21 protein-coding genes are annotated in these 25,880 nt (G+C 55.5%); 10 read left to right on the forward strand and 11 right to left on the reverse strand.

Annotation, left to right across the window (positions count from 1 at the left end):
* Positions 1-76: 76 nt before the first annotated feature.
* Positions 77-292: a zinc ribbon domain-containing protein gene (locus C7387_RS00470; protein ID WP_006821155.1), complete on the forward strand. Its 216-nt coding sequence runs from the start codon at positions 77-79 to the stop codon at positions 290-292.
* On the opposite strand, the gene xseA is transcribed toward C7387_RS00470, so the two are convergent.
* Positions 289-1,662, reverse strand: coding sequence for an exodeoxyribonuclease VII large subunit (gene xseA, locus C7387_RS00475; RefSeq protein ID WP_120815828.1), 1,374 nt, complete (start codon positions 1,660-1,662; stop codon positions 289-291). The two genes, C7387_RS00470 and xseA, sit on opposite strands and share 4 nt — an antisense overlap.
* Before the next feature lie 161 nt (positions 1,663-1,823).
* On the opposite strand from xseA, the gene guaB reads away from it, so the two are divergent.
* Both guaB and guaA read left to right on the forward strand, forming a co-directional pair.
* On the forward strand, positions 1,824-3,290 hold the full coding sequence (gene guaB, locus C7387_RS00480) for an IMP dehydrogenase (RefSeq protein WP_006821152.1): 1,467 nt from the start codon (positions 1,824-1,826) through the stop codon (positions 3,288-3,290).
* A gap of 72 nt (positions 3,291-3,362) precedes the next feature.
* The gene (gene guaA, locus C7387_RS00485) at positions 3,363-4,940 is read left to right on the forward strand and encodes a glutamine-hydrolyzing GMP synthase (RefSeq protein WP_120815829.1); all 1,578 of its coding nucleotides are present in this window, start codon (positions 3,363-3,365) and stop codon (positions 4,938-4,940) included.
* 59 nt (positions 4,941-4,999) lie between these two features.
* On the opposite strand, the gene C7387_RS00490 is transcribed toward guaA, so the two are convergent.
* On the reverse strand, positions 5,000-5,194 hold the full coding sequence (locus C7387_RS00490) for a YfgG family protein (protein ID WP_071777556.1): 195 nt from the start codon (positions 5,192-5,194) through the stop codon (positions 5,000-5,002).
* Between the two features lie 351 nt (positions 5,195-5,545).
* Between C7387_RS00490 and C7387_RS00495 the strand changes: the two genes are divergently transcribed.
* Entirely contained in the window at positions 5,546-7,783 is a 2,238-nt protein-coding gene (locus C7387_RS00495) for a sensor domain-containing phosphodiesterase (protein ID WP_120815830.1), read from the forward strand.
* Here C7387_RS00495 and ppx read toward each other — a convergent pair.
* The 4 genes from ppx to purM all read right to left on the reverse strand — a co-directional run bounded on the left by ppx (position 7,780) and on the right by purM (position 13,268).
* The gene (ppx, locus tag C7387_RS00500; protein WP_006821148.1) at positions 7,780-9,321 is read right to left on the reverse strand and encodes an exopolyphosphatase; all 1,542 of its coding nucleotides are present in this window, start codon (positions 9,319-9,321) and stop codon (positions 7,780-7,782) included. The two genes, C7387_RS00495 and ppx, sit on opposite strands and share 4 nt — an antisense overlap.
* 3 nt (positions 9,322-9,324) lie before the next feature.
* A complete protein-coding gene (gene ppk1, locus C7387_RS00505; protein ID WP_006821147.1) occupies positions 9,325-11,385 on the reverse strand; it encodes a polyphosphate kinase 1 in 2,061 nt (686 codons plus the stop codon).
* Between the two features lie 210 nt (positions 11,386-11,595).
* A complete protein-coding gene (gene purN / locus C7387_RS00510) occupies positions 11,596-12,234 on the reverse strand; it encodes a phosphoribosylglycinamide formyltransferase (RefSeq protein ID WP_006821145.1) in 639 nt (212 codons plus the stop codon).
* Positions 12,231-13,268, reverse strand: a complete 1,038-nt coding sequence (gene purM / locus C7387_RS00515; protein ID WP_038254999.1) for a phosphoribosylformylglycinamidine cyclo-ligase — start codon at positions 13,266-13,268, stop codon at positions 12,231-12,233. Before purM ends, purN begins: the two co-directional genes overlap by 4 nt.
* 274 nt (positions 13,269-13,542) lie before the next feature.
* Between purM and C7387_RS00520 the strand changes: the two genes are divergently transcribed.
* The 4 genes from C7387_RS00520 to C7387_RS00535 all read left to right on the forward strand — a co-directional run bounded on the left by C7387_RS00520 (position 13,543) and on the right by C7387_RS00535 (position 17,987).
* Positions 13,543-14,973 (forward strand): 6-phospho-beta-glucosidase, encoded by a 1,431-nt coding sequence (locus tag C7387_RS00520; protein WP_120815831.1) that lies wholly within the window; start codon positions 13,543-13,545, stop codon positions 14,971-14,973.
* A 212-nt stretch (positions 14,974-15,185) separates the two neighbouring features.
* The gene (gene upp / locus C7387_RS00525; protein WP_038254935.1) at positions 15,186-15,812 is read left to right on the forward strand and encodes a uracil phosphoribosyltransferase; all 627 of its coding nucleotides are present in this window, start codon (positions 15,186-15,188) and stop codon (positions 15,810-15,812) included.
* 88 nt (positions 15,813-15,900) lie between these two features.
* The gene (gene uraA, locus C7387_RS00530) at positions 15,901-17,190 is read left to right on the forward strand and encodes a uracil permease (protein WP_006821140.1); all 1,290 of its coding nucleotides are present in this window, start codon (positions 15,901-15,903) and stop codon (positions 17,188-17,190) included.
* Positions 17,191-17,285: 95 nt separating this feature from the next.
* On the forward strand, positions 17,286-17,987 hold the full coding sequence (locus tag C7387_RS00535; protein ID WP_071777554.1) for a DnaA inactivator Hda: 702 nt from the start codon (positions 17,286-17,288) through the stop codon (positions 17,985-17,987).
* A gap of 40 nt (positions 17,988-18,027) precedes the next feature.
* On the opposite strand, the gene C7387_RS00540 is transcribed toward C7387_RS00535, so the two are convergent.
* Genes C7387_RS00540 through celB form a run of 3 tightly spaced genes read right to left on the reverse strand, consistent with a single transcriptional unit; the run spans position 18,028 to position 21,771 of the window.
* On the reverse strand, positions 18,028-19,491 hold the full coding sequence (locus C7387_RS00540; protein ID WP_120815832.1) for a leucyl aminopeptidase family protein: 1,464 nt from the start codon (positions 19,489-19,491) through the stop codon (positions 18,028-18,030).
* Between the two features lie 3 nt (positions 19,492-19,494).
* A complete protein-coding gene (locus C7387_RS00545) occupies positions 19,495-20,448 on the reverse strand; it encodes a glycosylasparaginase (RefSeq protein ID WP_120815833.1) in 954 nt (317 codons plus the stop codon).
* Between the two features lie 3 nt (positions 20,449-20,451).
* On the reverse strand, positions 20,452-21,771 hold the full coding sequence (gene celB, locus C7387_RS00550) for a PTS cellobiose transporter subunit IIC (RefSeq protein ID WP_120815834.1): 1,320 nt from the start codon (positions 21,769-21,771) through the stop codon (positions 20,452-20,454).
* Between the two features lie 153 nt (positions 21,772-21,924).
* Here celB and C7387_RS00555 point away from each other — a divergent pair, with 153 nt between their 5' ends.
* The gene (locus C7387_RS00555) at positions 21,925-22,755 is read left to right on the forward strand and encodes a helix-turn-helix domain-containing protein (RefSeq protein ID WP_038254926.1); all 831 of its coding nucleotides are present in this window, start codon (positions 21,925-21,927) and stop codon (positions 22,753-22,755) included.
* Here C7387_RS00555 and arsC read toward each other — a convergent pair.
* Positions 22,752-23,111, reverse strand: coding sequence for an arsenate reductase (glutaredoxin) (arsC, locus tag C7387_RS00560; protein WP_006821134.1), 360 nt, complete (start codon positions 23,109-23,111; stop codon positions 22,752-22,754). The two genes, C7387_RS00555 and arsC, sit on opposite strands and share 4 nt — an antisense overlap.
* A 9-nt stretch (positions 23,112-23,120) precedes the next feature.
* Entirely contained in the window at positions 23,121-24,584 is a 1,464-nt protein-coding gene (bepA, locus tag C7387_RS00565; protein WP_120815835.1) for a beta-barrel assembly-enhancing protease, read from the reverse strand.
* Between the two features lie 223 nt (positions 24,585-24,807).
* Here bepA and C7387_RS00570 point away from each other — a divergent pair, with 223 nt between their 5' ends.
* Entirely contained in the window at positions 24,808-25,872 is a 1,065-nt protein-coding gene (locus tag C7387_RS00570; protein ID WP_006821132.1) for an AI-2E family transporter, read from the forward strand.
* Positions 25,873-25,880 lie beyond the last annotated feature (8 nt).

Genomic DNA, 25,880 nt, shown 5'->3' on the forward strand with positions numbered 1-25,880 from the left:
CCGGGGCTGGAATGATGCCCTGGCCTTCGCGCAACGTGGTAAAATGGGGACAGCGTAATTCACCCGAGGAGTTGTGATGTCGATAATCTGCCCGGATTGCCATGCAGAGCTGGAGCCGCAAAACGGCCTGGCGCATTGCGAAAACTGCCATAAAGATATCAATCTGGAAGCGCGTTGCCCGGAGTGTCATCAACCACTCCAGGTGTTAAAAGCATGCGGAGCGGTAGATTATTTCTGCCAGAACGGGCATGGGTTGATCTCGAAAAAACGCGTTGAATTCGTGCCGGTTTAAACCGGCTTTTTCTTGCGCGTTTTCTTCACCGGCGTAATGCCGGTCACTTCACTGGCTATCCAGCCGTCAGCCACGCGCGTATTCAGCGTATCTCCCGCCTTAACCTGTTTGGTTTGCTTCAGCGCTTTTCCGTCGGCTGCGGTCGTCACGCTGTAGCCGCGCGCGAGCGTTGAGAGCGGACTGACGGCTTCGAGATGGGTAACGGCATTGCCGAAGCGTTCGCGGGTGACGCTGAGCTTATCGCGAAGCGTTTGCGCCAGGCGGTACTCCAGCTGCTGAATGCGTGTTTGAGCACGGTGAATGCGTGGCTGCGGATTATGCTGGTTCAGACGCTGCTGCGTGCGGAGCTGGCGCTGCCTGGCGCTCTTCAACTGGTTTTCCATCGCCTGATTCATTCGCTGACGCAGGCGTTCCAGCAGCGTTTGCTGACGTGCGAGGCGCAGCTGCGGATGCTGTTGCTGCAAACGATGGTGAAGCTCGGTGAACCGACGGTGGCGGTGCGCCAGGTAATAGTCCATCGCCATTTCCAGACGCTGCTGCCCGCTTTGCAGCTGACGTAGTAGTTCAGTCTGGTTGCGGCTGACTATCTCTGCCGCTGCCGAAGGAGTTGGTGCGCGCAGGTCGGCAACGAAGTCGGCGATGGTGACGTCGGTTTCATGGCCGACGGCGCTGACCACCGGGATGCGGCTGGCAAAAATTGCCCGCGCCACGCGTTCATCGTTAAAACTCCATAAATCTTCAAGCGCTCCACCGCCACGACCGACAATCAATACGTCACATTCGCCGCGCTGGTTGGCAAGCTCAATGGCGCGAACGATTTGCCCTGGGGCATCGTCACCCTGTACGGCAGTCGGGTAAATAATGACCGGTAAGGAAGGGTCGCGCCGTTTTAGTACGTGAAGAATGTCGTGCAGCGCCGCACCGGTTTTAGAGGTCACCACGCCGACGCAGGTGGCCGGGGAGGGTAGTGCCTGTTTAAACTGCTGCTCGAACAGCCCTTCAGCGGCAAGCGCAGCTTTAAGCTGTTCATACTTCTGCTGGAGTAAGCCTTCACCCGCTGGCTGCATGCTTTCGACAATAATCTGATAGTCGCCGCGCGGTTCATACAAAGTGATGTTGGCGCGGACTAATACCTGTTGCCCGTGCTGCGGTCGAAACGTCACCCGACGGTTGCTGTTGCGAAACATCGCGCAGCGCACCTGGGCGTTATCGTCTTTGAGGGTGAAGTACCAGTGACCGGAAGCGGGTTGGGTGAAGTTAGAGATTTCGCCGCTGATCCACACCTGTCCCATTTCTTGTTCCAGCAGCATTCTGACCGTCTGATTGAGGCGGCTGACAGTATAAATTGCGGGTGATTGGGAGGGTAACATGTGAGCGAGATCAAATTCTAAATCAGCAGGTTATTCAGTCGATAGTAACCCGCTGACAGGGGAGCGCAAGTATTTTTTGCAAAAAAGTGTAGATGCAATCGGTTACGCTCTGTATAATGCCACGGCAATATTTAATATCACCCCAGGTAGAGATATTGCCCATGCTACGTATCGCCAAAGAAGCACTGACGTTTGATGACGTCCTCCTCGTTCCCGCTCATTCCACCGTTCTGCCGAATACCGCTGATCTCGGTACCCAGCTTACGAAAAACATTCGCCTGAACATTCCTATGCTTTCTGCAGCAATGGATACTGTGACTGAAGCGCGTCTGGCTATTGCCCTGGCGCAGGAAGGTGGCATCGGCTTTATTCATAAAAACATGTCTATCGAACGCCAGGCGGAAGAAGTTCGCCGCGTGAAGAAGCATGAATCCGGTATCGTCACCGACCCGCAGACCGTCCTGCCGACGACTACACTGCGTGAAGTGAAAGAACTGACCGAGCGTAATGGTTTTGCTGGTTATCCGGTAGTGACCGAAGCCAACGAGCTGGTGGGTATCATTACTGGCCGTGACGTCCGCTTCGTGACCGACCTGAACCAGGCCGTCAGCGTTTACATGACTCCGAAAGAGCGTCTGGTTACCGTTCGCGAAGGCGAAACTCGTGAAGTTGTGCTGGCGAAGATGCACGAGAAGCGCGTTGAAAAAGCGCTGGTGGTCGACGACAGTTTCCACCTGCTCGGCATGATCACCGTTAAAGATTTCCAGAAAGCAGAACGTAAACCGAACGCCTGTAAAGACGAGCATGGCCGTCTGCGCGTGGGCGCCGCGGTTGGCGCAGGTGCGGGTAACGAAGACCGCGTTGACGCGCTGGTTGCCGCAGGCGTTGACGTGCTGCTGATCGACTCCTCCCACGGCCACTCCGAAGGCGTTCTGCAGCGCATTCGTGAAACCCGTGCTAAATACCCGAATCTGCAAATCATCGGCGGTAACGTCGCGACGGGCGCTGGCGCTCGTGCTCTGGCAGAAGCCGGTTGCAGCGCGGTGAAAGTTGGCATCGGCCCTGGCTCTATCTGTACTACCCGTATCGTTACCGGTGTTGGTGTTCCGCAGATCACTGCGGTTTCCGACGCGGTTGAAGCGCTGGAAGGTACCGGTATTCCGGTTATCGCTGACGGCGGTATCCGTTTCTCCGGTGATATCGCGAAAGCCATCGCTGCAGGCGCTGCTGCTGTCATGGTGGGCTCCATGCTGGCGGGTACCGAAGAATCTCCGGGTGAAATTGAACTCTACCAGGGGCGTTCCTACAAATCTTACCGTGGAATGGGCTCCCTGGGCGCGATGTCCAAAGGCTCTTCCGACCGTTACTTCCAGAGCGATAACGCTGCTGACAAACTGGTTCCGGAAGGGATCGAAGGTCGCGTTGCCTATAAAGGCCGCCTGAAAGAGATAATTCACCAGCAGATGGGCGGCCTGCGCTCCTGTATGGGTCTGACCGGTTGTGGTACTATTGACGAACTGCGTACTAAAGCGGAATTCGTACGTATCAGCGGCGCGGGCATTCAGGAAAGCCACGTTCATGACGTGACTATCACCAAAGAATCCCCGAACTACCGTCTCGGATCTTAATGATTTCTGCGCCCGGTGCTTTCACCGGGCGCTGACTTTTACTCATTGCCATTTGCCTCGGAACAACCGTCAATGACCGACAATATTCATAAGCATCGCATTCTTATCCTCGATTTTGGTTCTCAGTACACTCAGCTGGTCGCGCGCCGCGTGCGTGAGCTTGGCGTTTACTGTGAGCTGTGGGCCTGGGATGTGACTGAAGCCCAGATCCGTGAATTCAATCCAAGCGGTATCATTCTTTCCGGTGGCCCGGAAAGCACCACTGAGCAGAACAGCCCACGCGCGCCGGAATACGTATTTAACGCAGGCGTACCGGTGCTTGGCGTATGCTACGGCATGCAGACCATGGCGATGCAGCTCGGTGGCCACGTTGAAGGTTCTAACGAACGTGAATTCGGCTACGCGCAGGTTGAAGTGAAAACCGACAGCGCGCTGATTCGCGACATCGAAGACGCACTGACCGCTGACGGCAAACCGCTGCTGGACGTCTGGATGAGCCACGGCGATAAAGTTACCGCTATCCCGGCTGACTTCGTGACCGTAGCCAGCACCGATACCTGCCCGTTTGCCATTATGGCTAACGAAGAAAAACGCTTCTACGGCGTGCAGTTCCACCCGGAAGTGACTCACACCCGTCAGGGCCTGCGCATGCTGGAGCGTTTCGTTCGCGATATCTGCCAGTGTGAAGCACTGTGGACTCCGGCTAAGATCATCGACGACGCCGTTGAACGTATCCGTGAACAGGTTGGCGACGATAAAGTGATCCTCGGCCTCTCCGGCGGCGTTGACTCTTCTGTCACCGCAATGCTGCTGCACCGCGCGATTGGCAAAAACCTGACCTGCGTCTTCGTCGATAACGGTCTGCTGCGTCTCAACGAAGCAGAGCAGGTCATGGACATGTTCGGCGACCACTTCGGTCTGAACATCGTTCACGTGGAAGGCGAGCAGCGCTTCCTGGACGCGCTGAAGGGTGAGAACGATCCGGAAGCGAAACGCAAAATCATCGGTCGCGTATTCGTTGAAGTGTTCGACGAAGAAGCGCTGAAGCTGGAAGACGTCAAATGGCTGGCGCAGGGGACTATCTACCCTGACGTTATCGAATCTGCCGCTTCTGCTACCGGTAAAGCACACGTCATCAAATCTCACCACAACGTGGGCGGCCTGCCGAAAGAGATGAAGATGGGTCTGGTTGAGCCGCTGCGTGAGCTGTTCAAAGACGAAGTACGTAAAATCGGTCTGGAGCTGGGCCTGCCGTACGACATGCTGTTCCGTCACCCGTTCCCGGGTCCGGGCCTCGGCGTTCGCGTACTGGGCGAAGTGAAGAAAGAGTACTGCGACCTGCTGCGTCGTGCGGACGCTATCTTCATTGAAGAGCTGCACAAAGCCGATCTGTACAACAAAGTGAGCCAGGCGTTCACCGTGTTCCTGCCGGTCCGTTCCGTTGGCGTGATGGGCGATGGCCGTAAGTACGACTGGGTGGTTTCCCTGCGTGCGGTAGAAACCATCGACTTCATGACGGCGCACTGGGCACACCTGCCGTATGATTTCCTTGGCCGTGTATCCAACCGCATCATCAACGAAGTGAACGGTATTTCCCGCGTCGTGTACGACATCAGCGGCAAACCGCCAGCAACGATTGAGTGGGAATAATCCCCCACAAATAGCATCAGGCGGCCATGTGCCGCCTTTTTTTATTTCAAGGAAGCAGATTAGCGCTGAGGGGTTGTCTCGGTGGCAGGCTGGCTGGATTGCTGGGCTTCTTTTTTATCCTGGTGGTGGTACCAGGCGCCGACGGAGGAGTAGACGAAGCGGCCAAAGAAGAAAAAGAAGCTGATGAGGAGTACGATCCGCGTCATTCGACCGTTAAATCGATGTCGTTTTCGCATACTGGTGGCCTGGCTCACAAAGGGTTCCTTGAAAAATACCCGCATTCGGGCGATAGCGATATTAAGGCATAGTGTGACTTCAGGGTCAACGTTGAGGGATGTAAAAATATATCGCCCAAACATTAGTTTATGTTATGTAAACTAATTAATAAATTCACATCCTTGATTTTTATGGCGATCTGAAGCAAGAAAATTCTAAATTATAAATTCGAGCTGCTATTTTTTTGACTTATGTCAAACACCCCATATGGGCGCCTACTAGAATCTTCCATCCGTACCGCGCAGCAGTTGGTTTCGCGGGAAATATGGTCAGGTTGGATGCCTGTCTGAATATACCCGTCAGGATATTGGGTAATCCGTCGAGCATCTATGAATTTGTTCACGTTATATCGTAATTACCGGGATAAATGGTGGGCGTTACCGCTGATTATTCCGCTGGTATTACTTCCTGTTATTAATCTTGCTAATACGTTTACTCCACTGGAAGGTGGGATCGTCGCACTGTATTACCTGCCGCTGGCATTTATGCTGAGCCTGATGCTCTTTTTCGGCTGGGCAGCGCTGCCTGGAATGTTCCTTGGATTGTGGGTGCATACCACCCGTGGCCTGTCCCTGGGTGAGTCGCTGGGCGTGACCCTCCACTTTCTGATCCCGGTCATTCTGAGCTGGGGCGGATACCGGGCCAGCGTGCCTCGTCGTCACCACGTGTCCCACGGTAACGTCCGCTTGATGTCGCAGCGTCTGTTCTGGCAGATGTTTTTTCCGGCAACGATATTTCTCGTGCTGTTTCAAATTGCGGTTTATCTTGGCCTGCATCCCAGCCGCGAGCAAATGGAAGGTATTAGTCCGCTGAGTCTGCGTACCTTGATAAACTATCAGGCGCTGCTGGTGGGGTGTATCACCGGGGTGCCGCTCTGTTATTTGTTGATCAGGATTATTCGTCACCCGATATATCTTCGCGGATATATTTCCCAGATCCGTCTGCAGTGTGACCCGAAAGTAAAATGGCCTGAAATTCTGCTGTGGGCAGCCGCACTTATTGTGCTGATGGGGATGCTGCTGTGGCCGATGAATACCAGCAGTACGATTTTTAATACAAATTATACGCTGTCATTATTATTACCAGTGATGCTCTGGGGAGCCATGCGGTTTGGTTATCGCTTTATGTCGCTGGTCTGGACGCTGGTACTGATTGTTTCTATTCATTTTTATTATCGCTATTTGCCCGTTTATCCGGGCTACAGTAATCAGTTAGCCATCACCTCATCGAGCTATCTGGTGTTCTCATTTATCGTGGTGTATATGGCCATGCTGGCAACGCGTCAGCGCCTGACCCACGAGCGGGTACGGCGGATGGCATTCCTCGACCCGGTGGTACACATGCCAAACCTGCGGGCGCTGAATCGCTCGTTGGCGATGACACCGTGGTCAGTGCTGTGTTTCCTGCGGGTACCGGAGCTGGAGGTGCTGGGACGCCATTACGGCGTCATGATGCGGATCCAGTACAAACAGAAGATCGCCGAGTGGCTAAAAGTCGTGATGGAAGAAGACGAGCAGGTCTACCAGCTCTCCGGCCACGACCTGGTTATCCGTCTTAATACGGAAGGCTATCAGCGTCGTATTGAGCAGCTCGATGAGCGGGCGAAGCAGTTTCGCTTTAGCTGGGACGGGATCCCGCTACAGCCGCAGATTGGCATCAGCTACTGCTACGTTCGCTCTCCGGTTACTCACCTTTATTTGCTGCTCGGCGAGCTCAGCACCATTGCCGACCTTTCGTTGACTACTTTTCATCCGGAGAACCTGCAGCGCCGCAGTGCAATGCATCTGCAGCAGGGGCTGAAAGATAAAGTGGTGATGATGAATCAGATCCAACAGGCGTTAGAGCAGGATAAATTTCGTCTGATGGCGCAGCCTATCATGGGGGTTCGCGGCGATAACTACTTTGAGATCCTGCTTCGGATGGAAGGGGAGGAGGGCCAGTTGCTGAGCCCCGATAACTTCCTGCCGATAGCCCACGAGTTTGGCCTGTCGTCGCGCATTGATATGTGGGTGCTGGAGCAGACGCTGGCCTTTATGAGCCGTCATCGCCAGGAACTGCCGGGCGTTCGCTTTGCTATCAATCTGTCGCCTTTTACCGCCTGCGGTACACAGGTGGCTAAAGCCGTTCAGCGGCTGCTGAAAACCTGGTCGGTTGAGCCCTGGCAGCTCATCTTTGAGCTGACGGAAAGCCATTCTCTGGCACATCCGGAACAGGCTCGCCAGACCATGGCGGAGTTACAGGAGCTTGGGTGCCGGGTGGCAATAGACGATTTTGGAACCGGCTACGCCAGCTACGCACGGCTTAAAAACGTCAGTGCCGACATCCTCAAAATTGACGGCAGTTTTATCCGCAATATTGTCGACAGCAGCCTCGATTATCAGATTGTGGCCTCTATCTGCCATCTGGCGAGGATGAAGAAAATGCTGGTGGTCGCGGAGTACGTAGAAAACGAAGAAACCCGTCAGGCGGCGATGTCGCTGGGGATTGATTATCTGCAGGGCTACGGCATTGGCAAACCAGAACCGCTGGAGAGTCTGGTTGCCAGTGCCGATGTGAACGCCGCTTAGGCGGCGATCACCGGAGCATCTTCCTCTTTAATCTTAAGCCACCAGCCGGTCACCGACTCCCAGTACTGCTGCTCTTTCTCCAGATCGAGCAGTACCAGGGAGTTCTGGCTGAACCAGTCATGAGGGAAGCAGAGCGTCCAGTGGTGGGCTTCCGTCGTCAGGGTCAGCGTGGGGGGCGTGGTTGTCGCCTGACGCTGATTGTTCAGCAGCACGCCGAGGCGTAGCAGCTGGATCATCGGCAGGAATTGCTTTTTCTTAAACAGCGTAAAGCGCGGGATCTCATCGAGCTTGATGGCTTTACGGTGGCAGCGCACCAGCGTCGCCATCAGCGTTTGTTGCTCCTGGTTAAAGCCCGGCAGATCGCTGTTTTGCAGAATGTAGGCCGAGTGGCGGTGCATTCCGCTGTGATTGATGTTGAGCCCCACCTCGTGCAGCATCACTGCCCATTTCAGCAGCGCTGCCAGCTGCGGGTTGGCGAGTTTTGGGTTTTGCGCTTCCCACTGATCGTACATCTGCATCGTGGTTTCCAGCACGCGGCGCGCCTGTTCCCGGTCGATGTTGTAGTGGTTCGCAAGGCTCTGCGCCGTACGGCTGCGAATATCCTGATGGCGGAAACGACCTTCCATCTCATACAGCACGCCTTCGCGCAGCGCGCCATCGGACAGCCGTAGCTCTTTAATCGCCAGCGCATCAAACACGCCGCAGAGGATAGCGAGCCCCGGCACGAACACCGCTTTACGCTCGTCAGAGAGCCCCGGCATGCTGAGCGCTTCAAAGTTTTTATGCTTCAGTAATTCGTCTACCAGCATTTCAAGACGTTCCGGCGTCACGAAACCGTCTTTCTCACCCATCGCCAGCAGCACCTCGTGGGCAGCTTTGATGGTGCCGGAAGCGCCGAGGGCGACATTCCAGCCGTGAATGCGATACTGCCAGGAGAGGGTCTCCAGCTTCTGGCTTGCCGCGAGGCGCGCACGCTGAAAGTTCTCTTTGTTGATAACGCCGCCCGCGAAGAACATCTGCGCGAAGCTCACGCAGCCCATGCGACGGCTTTCTACCAGTTGGGGTTCGAAGTCTTCACCAATGACCATCTCGGTGGAGCCACCGCCGATGTCGATAACCAGCTTGCGGCCTTTTTCCGGCTGGGTATGTTCCACTCCCATGAAAATCAGTCGCGCTTCTTCGTTACCCGAAATAATTTCGATGGGATAAGGGATAACCTTTTCCGCACGTTTAAGAAATTCCTGCGCATTCAGCGCCACGCGCAGCGTGTGTGTACCCACAATGCAGACGCTGGAGGGGGAGAATCCCTGCAGTCGTTCGGCAAAGAGGGAGAGGCAGCTAAGCCCACGTTCCATCGCTTCTTCGCTGAGCATGTTGTTTTCATTCAGACCATCAGCCAGATGTACTCGTTGCTTCAGGCGGCCAATAATCTGCATCGCGCCGTCAACCACGCGGGCGATGACCATATGAAAACTGTTTGAACCGAGATCTACCGCGGCGAATTCCTGTGGCCGCGGGGAGTTGTCGTGTATGGGCATAGGTTAATCGGGTTGCTCAAGTGATTTGATATAGTCATAAATCGCTAATTGTGCGCGTACTTTACGGCGATTACCGCGCGGAACATAGCGATTACTCAGTTCTTTATCAACATAACGCGCCTTTACAGTGTCGCTGAACAGGAGATCGATAATATCGAGGATCTGCTGTTTGAGACGCGGGTCAAGCAGCGGCGCCGCCACTTCAATACGATAGTCGATGTTGCGCGTCATCCAGTCGGCGGATGAGAGATACACGTTTTTATCGCCACCGTTCTCAAAAATATAGATCCGATCGTGTTCAAGGTAACGGTCAACGATGCTAATTACGCGAATATTCTCGCTGATGCCCTCAAGCTCCGGGATGAGCGAGCACATGCCGCGGATCAGCAGGTTAACCGGTACGCCGGAGCTGGAAGCGGCATACAGCCGGTCAACCAGCCCTTTGTCCACGAGGTTGTTGAGCTTGAGCGTAATGCCGGAAGGCAGGCCGTTCTGCGCGTTGGCAATCTCTTTGTCGATCATCTCGTACAGCAGGCGGCGCGAGTTTTGCGGCGACACCAGCAGATACTCGAAATTCACCGGGCGGTACGGGTTTTCGATAAAGTTGAACACCCGGCGTACCTCGTTGGTGATGCGCGCATCGGCGGTCAGCAGCGAGTAGTCGGTATAAATACGCGCGGTTTTCTCGTTAAAGTTACCGGTGCCGATGTGGGCGTAGCGCACCACGTCATCACCCTCTTTACGCGAGATAAGGAACAGCTTGGCGTGAATTTTAAGGCCGGGCGCTGAGAAGATAACGTGCACCCCGGCGGCGGTCAGACGCTTCGCCCAGTGGATGTTGGCTTCTTCGTCGAAGCGCGCCTGCAGCTCCACGACCACGGTAACTTTTTTGCCGTTATGCGCCGCGTGGATCATGGCATCAATAATGCGTGAGTCTTTGGCGACGCGGTAAATATTGATTTTGATAGCCAGCACGCTCGGGTCGAACGACGCCTGACGCAGCAGTTCCAGCACGTGCTCAAAGGTGTGGTACGGATAGTACAGCAGCACGTCGCGTTCACGGATAGCGTCAAAGCCGTTGCGGAATTTATCAAACCACAGGTGACGCAGGCGAGGCAGCGGCTTGTTCACCAGATTGCCCTTGCCAACATTCGGGAAGCTAATGAAATCTTTAAAATTGTGGTACCGTCCGCCCGGGACGATGGAGTCAAGACGCGAAATAGTCAGCTTTTCACGCAGCATTTCGACCATCGCATCCGGCATATCGCGCTGGTAAACAAAACGCACCGGCTCTGCGGTGAGGCGTTGTTTCAGGCTTGAGGACATCAGCTCCATCAGGCTCGATTCCATCTCGTGAACGAGGTCATACTCGGCATCACGGGTCATCTTCATCGAGTAGGCATTCAGCGCATCGTAATCGAAGAAGCCTTTGAAGATGTCATCGAGGCAGTAGCGCAGGATGTTGTCCAACAGGATCATTGGTTTGCGGCGGCGCGGGGTTTCTGGCGGCAAATTCACAAAGCGCGGGACTTTATCTGACGGAATTTCAAGCAGCGCATATTCGATGTTATCGCCGCGAATAATCTCCACCGCCAGATAGGTGTAATCATCTTTCAGGAACTGTACGAGGTCAGTTTCCCGGGTAATCAGGATCGGGGTAATGTGCTGGCGAAGATACTGCTTAAAGTAGTGACGCAGCCAGTTTTGCTGATTGACCGACAGCTGGCGTTCGTTAATCAGGAAAATTTGATTACGCGCCATCTCGAGCAGCAGCTCGTTATACAGGCTGTCAAACTCCTGATCCGCTTTCAGCACACGGGTCTGGATTTTACCTAACAGGTGTCGGGAATGGGCCGTTAAACCTTGTTCTTCACTGATGATAATACGGCGCTTAAGCTCGGCAAATCGAACTTTATAGAACTCATCAAGGTTGTTGGAATAGATGCCCAGAAAGCGCATGCGTTCAATAAGCGGGTTACTCTTATCGGCCGCTTCCTGGAGTACACGTTCGTTGAAGGATAACCAACTGAGTTCTTTCTCGATATAAAGCTTTTCCTGGCCCATTACTACTCACACTCCGGTTCGTTCACGGGACGCGGTAAATCCGTCTCCATGCTTATATTGCTAGCTTTGTCAGGCGATGTCCAACTGTGCCAGATAAGTATGACAGTTTTCCGGCATTACGCTGGCGCATAGCGAAAAAGTGAAGGGTTTCAGACGGTAATAGCGGGAATGGCCCGGGGCAAAGTACATACCACGGGCACAGAGGAGGCATTATTCGGCGGCGTAGCCCTGCGGCGGCAGCGGGTGACCATCCATCCAGGCCTGACCATCACGCATTTGCAGTCGGCCATCGACAAACCAGCTTATGACCAGCGGGTAAATCGCGTGCTCCTGCACTTGTACGCGGGCGGTGACGTCGTCTTCATCATCACCGGCAAATACCGGGACCTTCGCCTGCAGAATAACCGGCCCGCCATCGAGTTCGTCGGTGACAAAATGCACCGACGTACCATGCTCTTCATCGCCGTTCTCCAGCACCTGGCGGTGCGTGTAAAGACCTGGATATTTCGGTAGCAGAGAAGGGTGAATATTCAGCAAACGGCCCTGATATTGCGCAACAAACTCCGGGCTCAAAATGCGCATATAACCCGCGAGCACCACAATGTCCGGGGCGTAAGCATCGATTTCGCGGATGAGCTCGCGGTCAAAGGCATCACGGCTGGCAAACTGATTCGCCGCAAGTGCATGGGCGGGGATCCCGGCATCACGCGCGCGTTCAAGTCCGAACGCGTCGGCCTTGTTGCTGAATACGGCGCGAATAGCGCCGTTAATCCGTTGCTGTTCGCAGGCGTCAATGATGGCCTGCAGGTTGCTACCATTGCCGGAGATCAGCACGACGATATTTTTCATTCAATGACCACACGCTCTTCGGAATCGGAGTTTTTGATATACCCGATTTTCCACGCGTTTTCACCTTTCTCTTTGAGGAATGCCAGTGCTTTGTCTGCTTCTGCTGCCGGCAGGGCGATAACCATCCCGACGCCGCAGTTGAAGGTGCGATACATTTCGCGACGGCAGACGTTGCCGTTTGCCTGCAGCCAGTGGAACACCGCCGGCCACTGCCAGGAGGATTCGTCGAGTACCGCCTGGGTGTTATCCGGCAGGACGCGCGGAATGTTTTCCCAGAAGCCGCCGCCGGTCAGGTGGGCGATGGCGTGGACGTCCACTTCTTCAATCAGCGCAAGAATTGATTTCACGTAGATGCGGGTCGGGGCCAGCAGGTGGTCGGCCAGGCTCTGTCCGTCGAGCTGGGTAGCTTCCGGGTCGCACTTGCTGACTTCGAGGATTTTACGCACCAGCGAGTAGCCGTTAGAGTGCGGGCCGCTGGAGCCAAGGGCGATCAGCACGTCACCGTCGGCCACTTTGGAGCCGTCGATGATTTCGGATTTCTCAACTACGCCAACGCAGAAGCCTGCCACGTCGTAGTCTTCGCCGTGATACATGCCCGGCATCTCAGCGGTTTCACCGCCGACCAGCGAGCAGCCCGACTGCAGGCAGCCTTCGGCAATGCCGTTAATCACGCTTGCAGCGGTGTCGACGTCCAGCTTACCGGTGGCGTAGTAATCGAGGAAGAACAGCGGCTCTGCGCCCTGAACCACCAGATCGTTAACGCACATCGCCACGAGATCGATACCAATGGTATCGTGGCGTTTCAAATCCATCGCCAGACGCAGCTTGGTGCCTACGCCGTCGGTACCGGAAACCAGCACCGGTTCACGATATTTCTGCGGCAGCGCACACAGCGCGCCAAAGCCGCCGAGCCCTCCCATGACCTCCGGGCGGCGGGTTTTCTTCACCGTGCCCTTGATACGGTCGACCAGAGCGTTACCTGCGTCAATATCAACACCGGCATCTTTGTAGCTAAGAGAGGTTTTGTCGGTCACAGCGAAATCTCCACGCGTTTCTTGCGATAGAAGTAAAAAACGGCGCCATTCTAACAGCCAAAGCAAACGTTTGCGAGCCTGCTTTACGTTCATTTTTCATCAGCCGTTATTTTCTGCATTTCTGTCGATATCGTCCGTGAACTTGATACCGTTCACGAAAATGAAACCGGGTACATTCTTCTTCTTGCATCGTGGGCACGGGCACAACATCATTCACTGAAACCGGTTTCTGTGGCGTCAACATGACGCGAACATGCTGAAAGAGGGAATACGAATGTCTGGATTTAAAGCAGGATTCTTATGGGGTGGGGCGGTTGCGGCGCATCAGCTGGAAGGCGGCTGGAAAGAGGGCGGGAAGGGGGTCAGCGTTGCGGACGTCATGACCGCCGGTGCGCACGGCGTTCCGCGACAAATTACCAACGGCGTACTGCCGGGGAAAAACTACCCAAACCACGAGGCGATTGATTTTTATCACCGCTACAAAGAAGACCTCAGGCTGTTTGCCGAAATGGGTTTTCGCTGCTTCCGAACCTCTATCGCCTGGACGCGTATTTTTCCGAACGGTGATGAACAGCAGCCAAACGAAGCCGGGCTACAGTTCTACGACGACCTGTTTGATGAATGCCTGAAGCTTGGTATTGAGCCGGTGATTACGCTCTCCCACTTCGAGATGCCTTATCACCTGGTGACCGAGTACGGTGGCTGGCGTAACCGTAAGCTGATTGATTTCTTTGTGCGTTTTGCCACCGTGGTTTTTGAGCGCTACCAGCACAAAGTGAAATACTGGATGACGTTCAACGAAATCAACAACCAGGCGAACTTCCACGAAGATTTTGCCCCGTTCACCAACTCCGGAATTCACTACCAGCCGGGTGAAGATCGTGAGCCGGTTATGTTCCAGGCGGCGCACTACGAGCTGGTGGCGAGCGCTCTGGCGGTGCAGGCGGCGCGGAAAATCAATCCTTCATTACAGATTGGCTGCATGATTGCGATGTGCCCGATTTACCCGCTGACCTGCGCGCCGAACGACATGATGATGGCGATGAACGCCATGCACCGACGCTACTGGTTTACCGACGTTCACGTGCGCGGCAAATATCCGCAGCACCTGCTCAACTACTTTGAGCGTCGCGGATTTGAGCTTGATATTACTGCTGAAGACCACGCCATTCTGGCGAAAGGGGGCGTCGACTATATTGGTTTCAGCTATTACATGTCGTTTACCACCAAGGCGACGGAGGATAACCCAACCCTCGACTACGACGAATCCACAAGCCTGGTCGCAAACCCTTACGTGCAGAAGTCAGACTGGGGCTGGCAGATCGACCCGGTTGGGCTGCGTTATTCGTTGAACTGGTTCTGGGATCACTATCAGCTCCCGTTGTTCATTGTGGAAAATGGCTTTGGCGCCATTGATGTGCAGGAAAGCGACGGTACGGTGAACGACCAGTACCGCATTGATTATCTCTCTGCGCATATCCGCGAAATGAAAAAGGCGGTGGTGGAAGATGGCGTGGATCTGATGGGCTACACCCCGTGGGGCTGCATCGACCTGGTATCCGCTGGCACCGGTGAAATGAAGAAGCGCTATGGCTTCATTTATGTCGATAAAGATAACGAGGGCCATGGCAGCCTGGCGCGTAGCAGGAAAAAATCTTTTGACTGGTATAAGAACGTGATTGCCAGCAATGGTAATGAACTTTAACTGCCAGGAGCGCTGGGCTTAACTGACCTGATGCGCTGATCTATAAAAAGCCGGAACGATGTCCCGGCTTTTTTTCGTATATTTTCTAATATGTAACGAGCTGTTAATCACTTTGCTTGATCGCGGTCAAGCATTACGGGTATGGCGTAATCCGAAAAAAGCGGTATAATCCCGCGATTTTTTTTGTGGCCGACACTCAGAGGAGTATGAGAATGAAGATCGTGGAAGTGAAACACCCACTCGTCAAACACAAGCTGGGCCTGATGCGTGAGCATGACATCAGCACTAAACGCTTTCGTGAACTGGCCTCTGAAGTCGGCAGCTTACTGACCTATGAAGCAACTTCTGATCTGGCGACCGAGAAGGTCACCATTGAGGGCTGGAACGGCCCGGTAGAAGTTGAGCAGATCAAAGGTAAGAAAATTACCGTTGTACCTATTCTGCGTGCCGGTCTTGGCATGATGGAAGGCGTGCTGGAGCACGTACCGAGCGCACGTATCAGCGTGGTGGGTATCTACCGTAATGAAGAAACCCTCGAGCCGGTACCGTACTTCCAGAAGCTGGTCTCTAACATCGACGAGCGTATGGCGCTGGTGGTTGACCCGATGCTGGCAACCGGTGGTTCCATGATTGCAACCATCGACCTGCTGAAGCAGGCGGGCTGCACCAGCATTAAGGTGCTGGTTCTGGTTGCTGCTCCGGAAGGTATCGCTGCGCTGGAGAAAGCGCACCCGGACGTTGAGCTGTACACCGCCTCCGTCGACCAGGGACTCAACGAGCACGGATACATTATTCCGGGGCTTGGCGATGCCGGCGATAAGATTTTTGGTACTAAATAAGTGATTCACTAAAAAGAGCCGACTTTAAGAGTCGGCTTTTTTTTGAGTAAAACAACACACTACTAATAACAACACAGAGGAAAACGCTATGACGCGCCGTGCTATCGGGGTGAGTGAAAGACCGCCGCTCTTACAGACAATCCCGCTTAGTTTGCAGCACTTGTTCGCTATGTTTGGCGCAACCGTGCTGGTGCCAGTCCTGTTTCACATCAACCCGGCTACCGTACTGCTGTTTAACGGCATCGGGACGCTGCTGTATCTCTTTATCTGTAAAGGCAAAATTCCGGCCTACCTGGGATCGAGCTTTGCATTTATCTCCCCGGTGCTGCTTTTGCTGCCGCTGGGTTATGAAGTGGCGCTGGGCGGCTTCATTATGTGCGGCGTGCTGTTCTGTCTCGTCTCGTTTATTGTGAAAAAAGCGGGTACCGGCTGGCTGAACGTCATGTTCCCACCGGCGGCGATGGGTGCCATCGTCGCGGTTATCGGTCTGGAGCTGGCGGGCGTTGCGGCGAATATGGCGGGTCTGCTGCCAGCGGACGGACAGTCGGCAGATTCCAAAACCATCATCGTGTCGCTGGTGACTTTAGGCGTCACCATTTTTGGCTCCGTGCTGTTCCGTGGCTTCCTCGCCATTATCCCCATCCTGGTGGGCGTACTGGTGGGTTACGCGCTGTCGTTCTCAATGGGGATGGTCAACACCCAGGCGATTGCCGACGCACACTGGTTCGCCCTGCCAACGCTGTACACCCCGCGCTTTGAATGGTTTGCCATTTTCACCATTCTGCCTGCGGCGCTGGTGGTGATTGCCGAGCACGTAGGGCATCTCGTGGTCACGGCGAATATCGTCAAAAAAGACCTGATCCGCGATCCGGGCCTGCATCGCTCCATGTTTGCGAACGGTTTCTCCACCATCATCTCCGGCTTCTTTGGCTCAACGCCAAACACCACCTACGGGGAAAACATCGGCGTGATGGCGATCACCCGCGTGTACAGCACCTGGGTTATCGGCGGCGCGGCAATCATCGCGATCCTGCTTTCCTGCGTGGGTAAACTTGCGGCGGCGATCCAGATTATCCCGATCCCGGTGATGGGCGGCGTGTCGCTGCTGCTGTACGGGGTGATCGGTGCTTCCGGTATTCGTGTGCTGATCGAATCTAAAGTCGACTACAGCAAAGCACAGAACCTGATCCTGACCTCTGTGATCCTGATTATCGGAGTCAGCGGCGCGAAGGTGCACATCGGTGCCGCAGAGCTGAAAGGCATGGCGCTGGCCACCATCGTGGGCGTGGCGCTGAGCCTTATCTTTAAGCTTATCAGCGTACTGCGTCCGGAAGAGACGGTACTGGATGCAGAAGACAGCACCGAAGTGAAGCATTGATCCTTTAACCGGGCGGGATCCTCGCCCGGTTCTCTCCCGCTATAAAACTGTGTTAAACTCTTCGCGTTTTTGTGTAAGCCCATGTTGAGGTCGCTCTGAACACACCGGCACAGCTCTCTCTGCCACTTTATCTACCTGACGATGAAACGTTCGCAAGTTTCTGGCCGGGCGATAACCCTTCTCTTCTTGCTGCGTTGCAGAATGTTCTGCGTCAGGAGCACAGTGGTTATATCTATTTCTGGTCACGCGAAGGCGCGGGTCGCAGCCATTTGCTGCACGCGGCCTGTGCAGAACTGTCGCAGCGTGGCGAAGCCGTAGGTTATGTTCCACTGGATAAACGCACGTGGTTTGTTCCCGAAGTGCTCGAAGGCATGGAACAGCTTTCGCTGGTTTGCATCGACAATATTGAGTGCGTAGCCGGGGACGAACAGTGGGAAATGGCGATTTTCAATCTCTACAACCGGATCCTCGAATCGGGTAAAACGCGCCTGCTGATTACCGGCGATCGCCCGCCGCGCCAGCTCAATCTTGGGCTTGCGGATCTCGCGTCCAGGCTGGACTGGGGGCAAATCTACAAGCTGCAGCCGCTGTCTGACGAAGACAAACTGCAGGCGCTGCAGGTACGCGCTCGGCTGCGCGGTTTTGAAATGCCGGAAGACGTGTGCCGGTTCCTGTTAAAGCGTCTGGACAGGGAAATGCGCACGCTGTTTATGACCCTCGACGAGCTCGACAAGGCCTCGATCACCGCTCAGCGCAAGCTGACGATCCCCTTCGTAAAAGAGATCCTCAAACTGTAGCGCCATCCGGCAATATTGCCCGGCGGCGCTTCGCTCGCACCTACCGTCCATCCTCAGCCAAATCATTAAGCAAATGCTGCATCAGCAGCGGGATCGGCCTGCCTGATGCCACGCTTCTCCCTCCTTCGCGCCATAAGGCCGTACCGCTGACGTCAAGGTGTGCCCATGGGATCTCTGGCGGGCAGAAGTGGTGCAGCAACCACGCCGCTGAAGCGCTGATCGCGGCGTTATTGGTCGGGGTATTACACAGGTCGGCAATCGCGCTGTCGGTCTGTTTTTTCAGTCTGGCATCCAGCGGCAGCGACCACACTTCATCCCCCGACTTTTTCCCGGCGTGGATGAGATGCTCCCGTAACGTTTCATCCTGGGTCATCAAGCCGCTGAGCTCGTAGCCAAGCGCTTTCACCACCGCGCCGGTGAGCGTTGCCATATCGATAATGTACTGCGTTTTCGGGTGGCGCTGGCTCGCCCAGGCGATGGCGTCTGCCAGTACCAGCCGGCCTTCGGCGTCGGTGTTGTTGATTTCAACCGTCATGCCGTTGCAGGCCCGGGCGACGCTTCCGGGCTGCATCGCCTCCGGCCCGATGGCATTTTCAGCCAGCGCCAGTACGCCCATCACTCGCACCGGTAGCGCCAGGGCGGCGATGCTCTGCATCAGCCCCAGCACGTTGGCGGCGCCGCACATGTCGTACTTCATGGTGTACATGCCCGCGCCTTCTTTCAGCCACAGGCCGCCGGTATCGAAGGTGATGCCTTTACCCACGTAACTGCGCACCGGGCCTTCGGGGATGCCGTCATAATGGATCGCCAGCAGACGCGGCGGGCGCGATGAGCCCTTGCCTACGGCATGCAGCAGTCCCAGCCCCTGGTCGACGATGGCCTTTTCATCCAGCACTTCACAGCGAAGCGCAGGGTAGGCGACGCACAGGCGCTGCGCTTCTTCCACTACGTACTGCGGTGTACATTGTTCGGAAGGTAAATCAGCCAGCCTGCGGGCGGCGATCATTCCCAGGGCAATGACATGCTGCTGGTGAACCCGCGTTTCCAGCTCTTCATGCTGCCCGGGAAGGCAGAACAGGTCGAGATGCTGGAAGCGCGGTTTATCGACCGATGTACGACGCAGGCCTAAATCCTCAAGGTTCCAGTCGAGGTTAAAAACAAAACGTAATGCCTGGGCGAAGGCGCTGGTATCGGCGGCGAGCGATGCATCAAGCAGCAGTCGCGGGGCAGTGGGTACTTTACACAGCGGACGTAATGCAGCGGTGAGGCTGTCGGTTATCGGATCCTGCCACTCCTCTTTGGGGATAAGCGTGATCCGCGCGAAAGGTGCACAGCCAAAACAGGTGTCAGCCACTGTGCCTTTCAGCGCCCGCTGCGCCATGTCATCAATAAGCTGGTCGTTAGCCAGCGTCAACTGTGCAAGCAGGGGGCTGCCCGGCCAGCTGACCAGATGCGCCCCGTTGCAGAGGGCATCGGGTTCAGTGATTAAGCGATAATCCAGCATGAGTTACTCCTCGATGGGGGCGCGAATACGCGCGGCGTAGGCCTGCATCCATTCGTCGTCCACCGGCTGATAATGGGTTTTCTCGCGGATACGTTCGGCGCGGAACACGGTGAGCGGCTGTTTCTCCGTTGCGACAACGAACGAGAACGTTTTGATGTTAGTTGCGGCACCGAACTCACCCTGGCGGTTCATGCACACCACGGAGAGATCGCCCGCGCGGCCGAAGCGCGACATCAGCTTATCCTCAAGCTCGCAGACCACGGAATCCGCTGCCTGCTGGGGGCTCATGCCCTGCGCCATGCGGCGCACAATTTCATAGCTGGTACAGCCTTTCATTAGATCTTCGCCCACGCCGGTAGCGGTGGCGGCACCGGTTTCGCTGTCACAGTAAAAACCGGAGCCGATGATCGGCGAATCGCCGAGTCGGCCGCGTTTTTTCATAAACAGGCCGCTGGTGGAGGTGGCGACGCTCATGGAACCGTGCTTATCAAGGCCAATAACGCCGACGGTGTCGTGACCATCGTAGGGGCTGAGGCCTTTATCCAGCGTTTCCCGGCAGCGCTTGCGGTAGTGCTGCAACGCACGTTCGGTCAGCATCTCTTTGCTGCTGAACCCCTGGCTCAGCGCCCATTCGCGAGCGCCCTGGCCCACCAGCAGGCTGTTATAGCGCTGACGGCTTAAGGCATACGCTACCTTTACCGGGTTGGCGATATCGATAAGATTCCCGATGGCGCCGAAGGCCAGTGTGTCACCGTCCATATAAGCGGCATCCAGCTCCACGTCACCATTTTCTGTCGGCAGGCCGCCAAAGCCCACCGACTTGTAAAACGGAAAATCCTCAACGGCGGTAACCGCGTTCACCACGGCGCTGGCGGTGCTTTTCCCCGCCTTCAGCTCCGCCGCCGCTTCCGTTACGCCTTCCAGCGCCATTCTCCAGGTGGCAATCATTCCCCACATCGTTTACTCCTGTTTTGCCAGCGAGGTTTCTGTTTCAGCGGTCGAGGTCGTCTCGGCCGCGCGATACTGTTTGTCGACAATGCGCATGAAGGGCAGGTACAGCATGGCGCCAATCAGCAGATTGAGTAACTGCATGACGCTACCGCTGAGGTGCCCGGTCACGATAAAACCGCTAATGACCGGCGGCAGCGTCCAGGGAATAAACACCCCGGTCGTTACCGCAACGGCACCGATTTTCATCGCCACGTACTGAATGGTAACCAGCACCAGCGGTACAAGGTTGAAGGGGATCAACATAATCGGGTTCATGATGACCGGCAGGCCAAACAGAATCGGCTCGTTGATGTTAAAGAGGGAAGCCCCGGCCCCGAGGCGCGCCACTTCGCGCATGTTTTTACTGCGGGCGAAAATCAGCATCGCAATCACCAGTGATAACGTCGCCCCGGCGCCACCCATCCAGATCATATCGAAGAACTGTTCGGTAATGATGTGTGGGGGCGTCACGCCTGCCTGAATTGCCGCGATGTTGTCGGTCTGGTTTTCCATCCACAGCGGGCGAATGATGCCGTTAATCATCGAGCCGGAGTTGATGCCGACTGACCACAAAATGGTGATGCTGAAGACGGTCATCAGCGCGCCAAAATAGGAGGTCCCATAGTGGCGTACCGGCGTGGCAACCACTTCATAAATAAACTGATGAATGGTGTGATAGTGGGTGTTTTCAAACAGGATGCGGATAGCCAGCACCAGAATCATCACCAGTAGCGCGGGGATAAGCGCGGCAAAGGATTCCTGCACCGCCGGTGGTACGCCTTCCGGCATCTTGATGACCAGCTTTTTGCGCTTCAGCCAGCAGAACAGTTCGGTCCAGATGAGTGAGCCTATCATCGCCACAAACAGCCCTTTGGTGCCGATCCACTCTACCGGCATCACGGTGATCCCGCCGTTTTCGGCAACTTTGAGGAAAGGGGTGAGGATCAGGAAGCATACCAGAGAGAGGATCCCGCAGGAGATCCGGTCATCGCCGTAGTGCTCTGCCAGGCGAAAAGCCACCAGGAAGCTGATGAACAGCGACATCGTGGAGAACACCGCATTAAACGGGATCTCGATGATCGCACTCCAGCTGGCACCGAAGGCTCCGGCCATAAACTGCTGGTAGGCTTGATTCGGAAATGAAGAGATCACCAGCAGGATGGATCCCACGATGATAAATGGCATGAATGATACATAGGCACCGCGGATCGCCCCGAGGTGGCGCTGCTGCGCGGTTTTTGCCGCCAGAGGCATCAGTTTCGCTTCTAAAAATCCCAGAACATTGTTCATTGTGAACTCCGTACAAGATCAGACGTTATTGTGTGTGTTATGTATGAGGGATTATGGGAGAAAGCGGTGGGTTGAAAGTTGAATCTGCTCACATTGTGTTCTTATTAATCATATAAATCTCATATGATTAGTTATGTATTCTGAGGAGTGGGGATGGAAATTAAACTGCATGCGAATGCCACAACAACGCCTCGCACTCGTAAATATCTGCAGGAATCTGACAAGAGTGACCGCGAACTGGCGCGGGAGCTGGGTATCTCTGTCACTACGGTTCGTCGCTGGCGTAAACGCAGCCAGATTTCTGACCACCACACGACGCCACATCTGGTACACAAAGCGCTGAGACAGGAGCAGGTGGTGATGATAAATGCGCTGCGCGACGTGCTGCGTGCGCCGCTTGATGAGCTGCTGTTTATTGTGACTGAAGGACTGGGGATTTCACTCTCCCGGGCCACGCTTAACCGTTATCTGCGTCCGGCCCATGAAGGACGGAAACAGGCACAGCTACAGGGGAAAAAGGCGCTAAAAGCGGGGATGCAAGCTAATACGCTGCACCTGCATTACCGCCTGCTGGCACTGTCAATGGACGACGGCGGTGAGAGCCACCTGCTGTGGGCGCAGGAGCCGGTCAGCGGCTGGTGCTTTGCTCGGGTGTTTTCTGGCGTCTCACAGGCGTTAGTCAGCGACTGGCTGGATCAGGTGCTTATCGTCTGTCCGGCTGCTATTCAATGTGTTGAGACTGATTCGGCGAAATGTTTTCAGTTCACCCGTGCCGATCTTGTCATGAAATCCACCGGCAGCGGTGAGGGGGCTGCGGTGCAGATCCCGGGCTTGCTGTCAGATCTTATCCCGGCGATGGATACCCTGGATGATACGGTGCAGCGGCTGTGTCGTTTATGGAATACCGGTAAGGCGCAGAAAAAGCTGGGAGAAAACACGCCGCAGGCCTTTCTCGAAGCGCTGCGGCGTATGGCTTCCGCTTAGAGGATGTCGAGAACCTGCTCCGGCGGGCGCCCAATGCGCGCCTTGCCGTTTTTCACAACAATAGGACGTTCGATAAGCTTAGGATGCTCAACCATGGCCATGACGATGGCTTCCTCTTTGAGCGCCGGATCTGCAAGCCCCAGAGAGACGTAGAGATCTTCTTTGTCACGCAGCAGTTCGCGCGCGCTGCTCATTCCCAGCATTTTCACCAGATTGCGTAGTGTTGCAGCATCCGGCGGGTTATCGAGGTACAGCACGACGTCTGGCTCAATCCCCTTGCTCTGCAGCAGGCTCAGCGTTTCACGGCTCTTGGAGCAGCGAGGGTTGTGATAAATAGTGACCGTGGCGTCAGACATGGTTTCTCCTTACATTTTGCTATACGGACGGAAGCGTTCCTGCAGGTCCCGGAACTGGTCGATGCGCGCATCATACCGTGCCTGCTGCAGACTACCCAGCTTCACTTGAGAACTGGCGCTGCTCAGCATAGAAATGGCCTGATCGAGCCTTCCTACCAGCGCCATGTTTTCGGCGCGCGCTGCCAGCTCCTGGTCCCGGTTGCCAAGGGCGGCTTCTGCCTGGGCCAGCAGATCCCAACCGTTGGTGTCGTCTTTATAGGTGAAAGTATAGCGATTAAGAATGGTGGCGGCTTCGCCTGGCTGACCGGCCTGTAAATAGGCGTTGGCCAAGTTCAGTTGCAGCACCGGATTCGTTTTCAGCTCTTTGGCGTTTTTCAGACGGTTAATCGCATCGGCGTTTTTTTTCTGCCCGAGATCGATATCGGTCGCCATGTCGAGGAACCACGGGTTCTGGCTGTCGGCGCTTAACAGTGGCTGCAGCAGTTTGCTTGCCTGGGCGTAGTTTTCAGCGCCCATGGCCTGTAGCGCACGGCCATAGGTTGCAGCACGCTGTTCGCGAACGTTGCCTTTCGCCCAGCTGTCGAGTAAATCGCTGGTGAGCTGATTTTGTCCGGAATTGTACATGCCGAGGGTACGCGCCTTCGCCATGTAATAATCCTCAGAAGACTGCACCACCACCGGACGCATCTGGTTGGCACGGTTACGTGCATCGGCAAGACGGCTTTCCGGCAATGGGTGAGTCAGCAGCATTTCTGGTGGTCGGGAGGAGTAGCGTGACTGATCCAGCAGCTTCTCCATGAAAGAAGGCATCGCCTGCGGGTCGAAGCCCGAGCGCTGCAGCACCTGAATACCGATGCGGTCAGCTTCTTCTTCGTTCTGACGGGTGAAGCTAATCATCCCCTGTTGGGTACCCGCAAGCGTACCGGTCAACGCGGCCATCCCCGCCTGCGGGCTCGCCATCGCTAACAGAATAGAGCCCAGTGCACCGACCCAGGTCAGCGGCGCATTGCGCTTCTGATCTTCCATCGCCCGCGCCAGGTGGCGCTGGGTAACGTGAGAGATTTCGTGCGCCATCACCGAGGCCAGTTCGCTTTCCGTCGAAGTGTAGCGGAAGAGGGCGGAATGCAGCACCACGTTACCGCCGAAGAAGGCGAAGGCGTTCAGTTCGTCGTTATTAATCAGAAAAAAATGAAACGGCGTACGTACAGAATTGGCGTGGGAGACCAGGCGCATCCCGAGGGTGTTGATGTACTGCGTCAGCAACGGGTCATTAATCAACGGCGCACTGCCGCGTAGCTGACGTACGTAATAATCTCCCATCTGCATCTCCTGACCAATGGAGAGCGTGCTTCCTGCGGAGGTACCCATATCTGGCAATGTGTCAGCGTTATCCGCAAAGGCGGGCAGACACGAGCCGAGCGTAAGGGAGGCAACAACGGTCGCAACCAGCGTTTTTCTTAACTGCCTGAACATAACCTCAGTCCTGTCATGTGGGATGTGCCATTTTGACCAGCGCCGGGGGTGATGGTTCCTGCGCTGTTGTTGTATGAGTGTAGCGGTGGTCAGGGCGGTTGAAAATCCTCTTTTGATTCACTTTTGATGTTTGCTGCGGGGGCGACAAAAAGCGGAGTCTTTTATGTGACATTTCGATACACTCCGGGTAGAAAGATCCTGACATTCACAGGAAAGAGGTTTTATGCTCAAGTTGTTAATGCAGTGGTATCGTCGGCGCTTTAGCGACCCGGAAGCGATAGCACTGCTGGTCATTTTGCTCGCCGGATTTGGCATTCTGTTTTTCTTCAGCGGCCTGCTGGCGCCGCTGCTGGTGGCAATAGTGCTCGCCTATCTACTGGAGTGGCCGACGGTTCGGCTGGAGCGCGTGGGCTGCTCGCGAACCTGGGCGACCAGCATCGTGCTGGTGCTGTTCGTCGGGATCCTGCTGCTGATGGCGTTTGTGGTGATACCGGTGGCGTGGCAGCAGGGGATCTACCTCATTCGCGATATGCCGGGCATGCTGGGCAAATTTTCTGATTTTGCTGCCAACGTGCCGCGCCGCTACCCGGCACTGATGGATGCCGGGATCATCGATGCCATGGCGGAAAACATGCGTAGCCGCTTCCTGACCCTTGGCGACTCGGTGGTGAAATACTCGCTTGCCTCGCTGGTAGGGCTGCTGACGCTTGCGGTATACCTCGTGCTGGTACCTCTGATGGTGTTCTTCCTGCTGAAAGATAAAGTGCAAATGCAGAACGCCGTGCGCCGCGTGCTGCCGCGAAATCGCGGCCTGGCCGGACAGGTCTGGAAAGAAATGAACCAGCAGATAACCAACTACATTCGCGGCAAAGTGCTGGAGATGATCGTGGTTGGGGTGGCTACCTGGATAGGCTTTATCATGTTTGGTCTCAACTACTCGCTGCTGCTGGCGGTGCTGGTGGGACTCTCGGTGCTGATCCCCTATATCGGCGCTTTCGTGGTGACCATTCCTGTGGTGGGCGTGGCGCTGTTCCAGTTTGGCCTTGGCACCGAGTTCTGGAGCCTGTTTACCGTGTACCTGGTGATTCAGGGCCTGGATAGCAACCTGCTGGTGCCGGTGCTGTTCTCGGAAGCGGTCAACCTGCATCCGCTGGTCATCATCCTCTCGGTGGTGATTTTTGGCGGCCTGTGGGGCTTCTGGGGCGTCTTTTTCGCCATCCCACTGGCAACCCTTATCAAAGCCGTGGTACATGCCTGGCCGGACGGACCGGTAGTCGATAACCCCTGAATCAGACG

The organism is Yokenella regensburgei, from assembly GCF_003634235.1.
Taxonomy (GTDB): domain Bacteria; phylum Pseudomonadota; class Gammaproteobacteria; order Enterobacterales; family Enterobacteriaceae; genus Yokenella; species Yokenella regensburgei.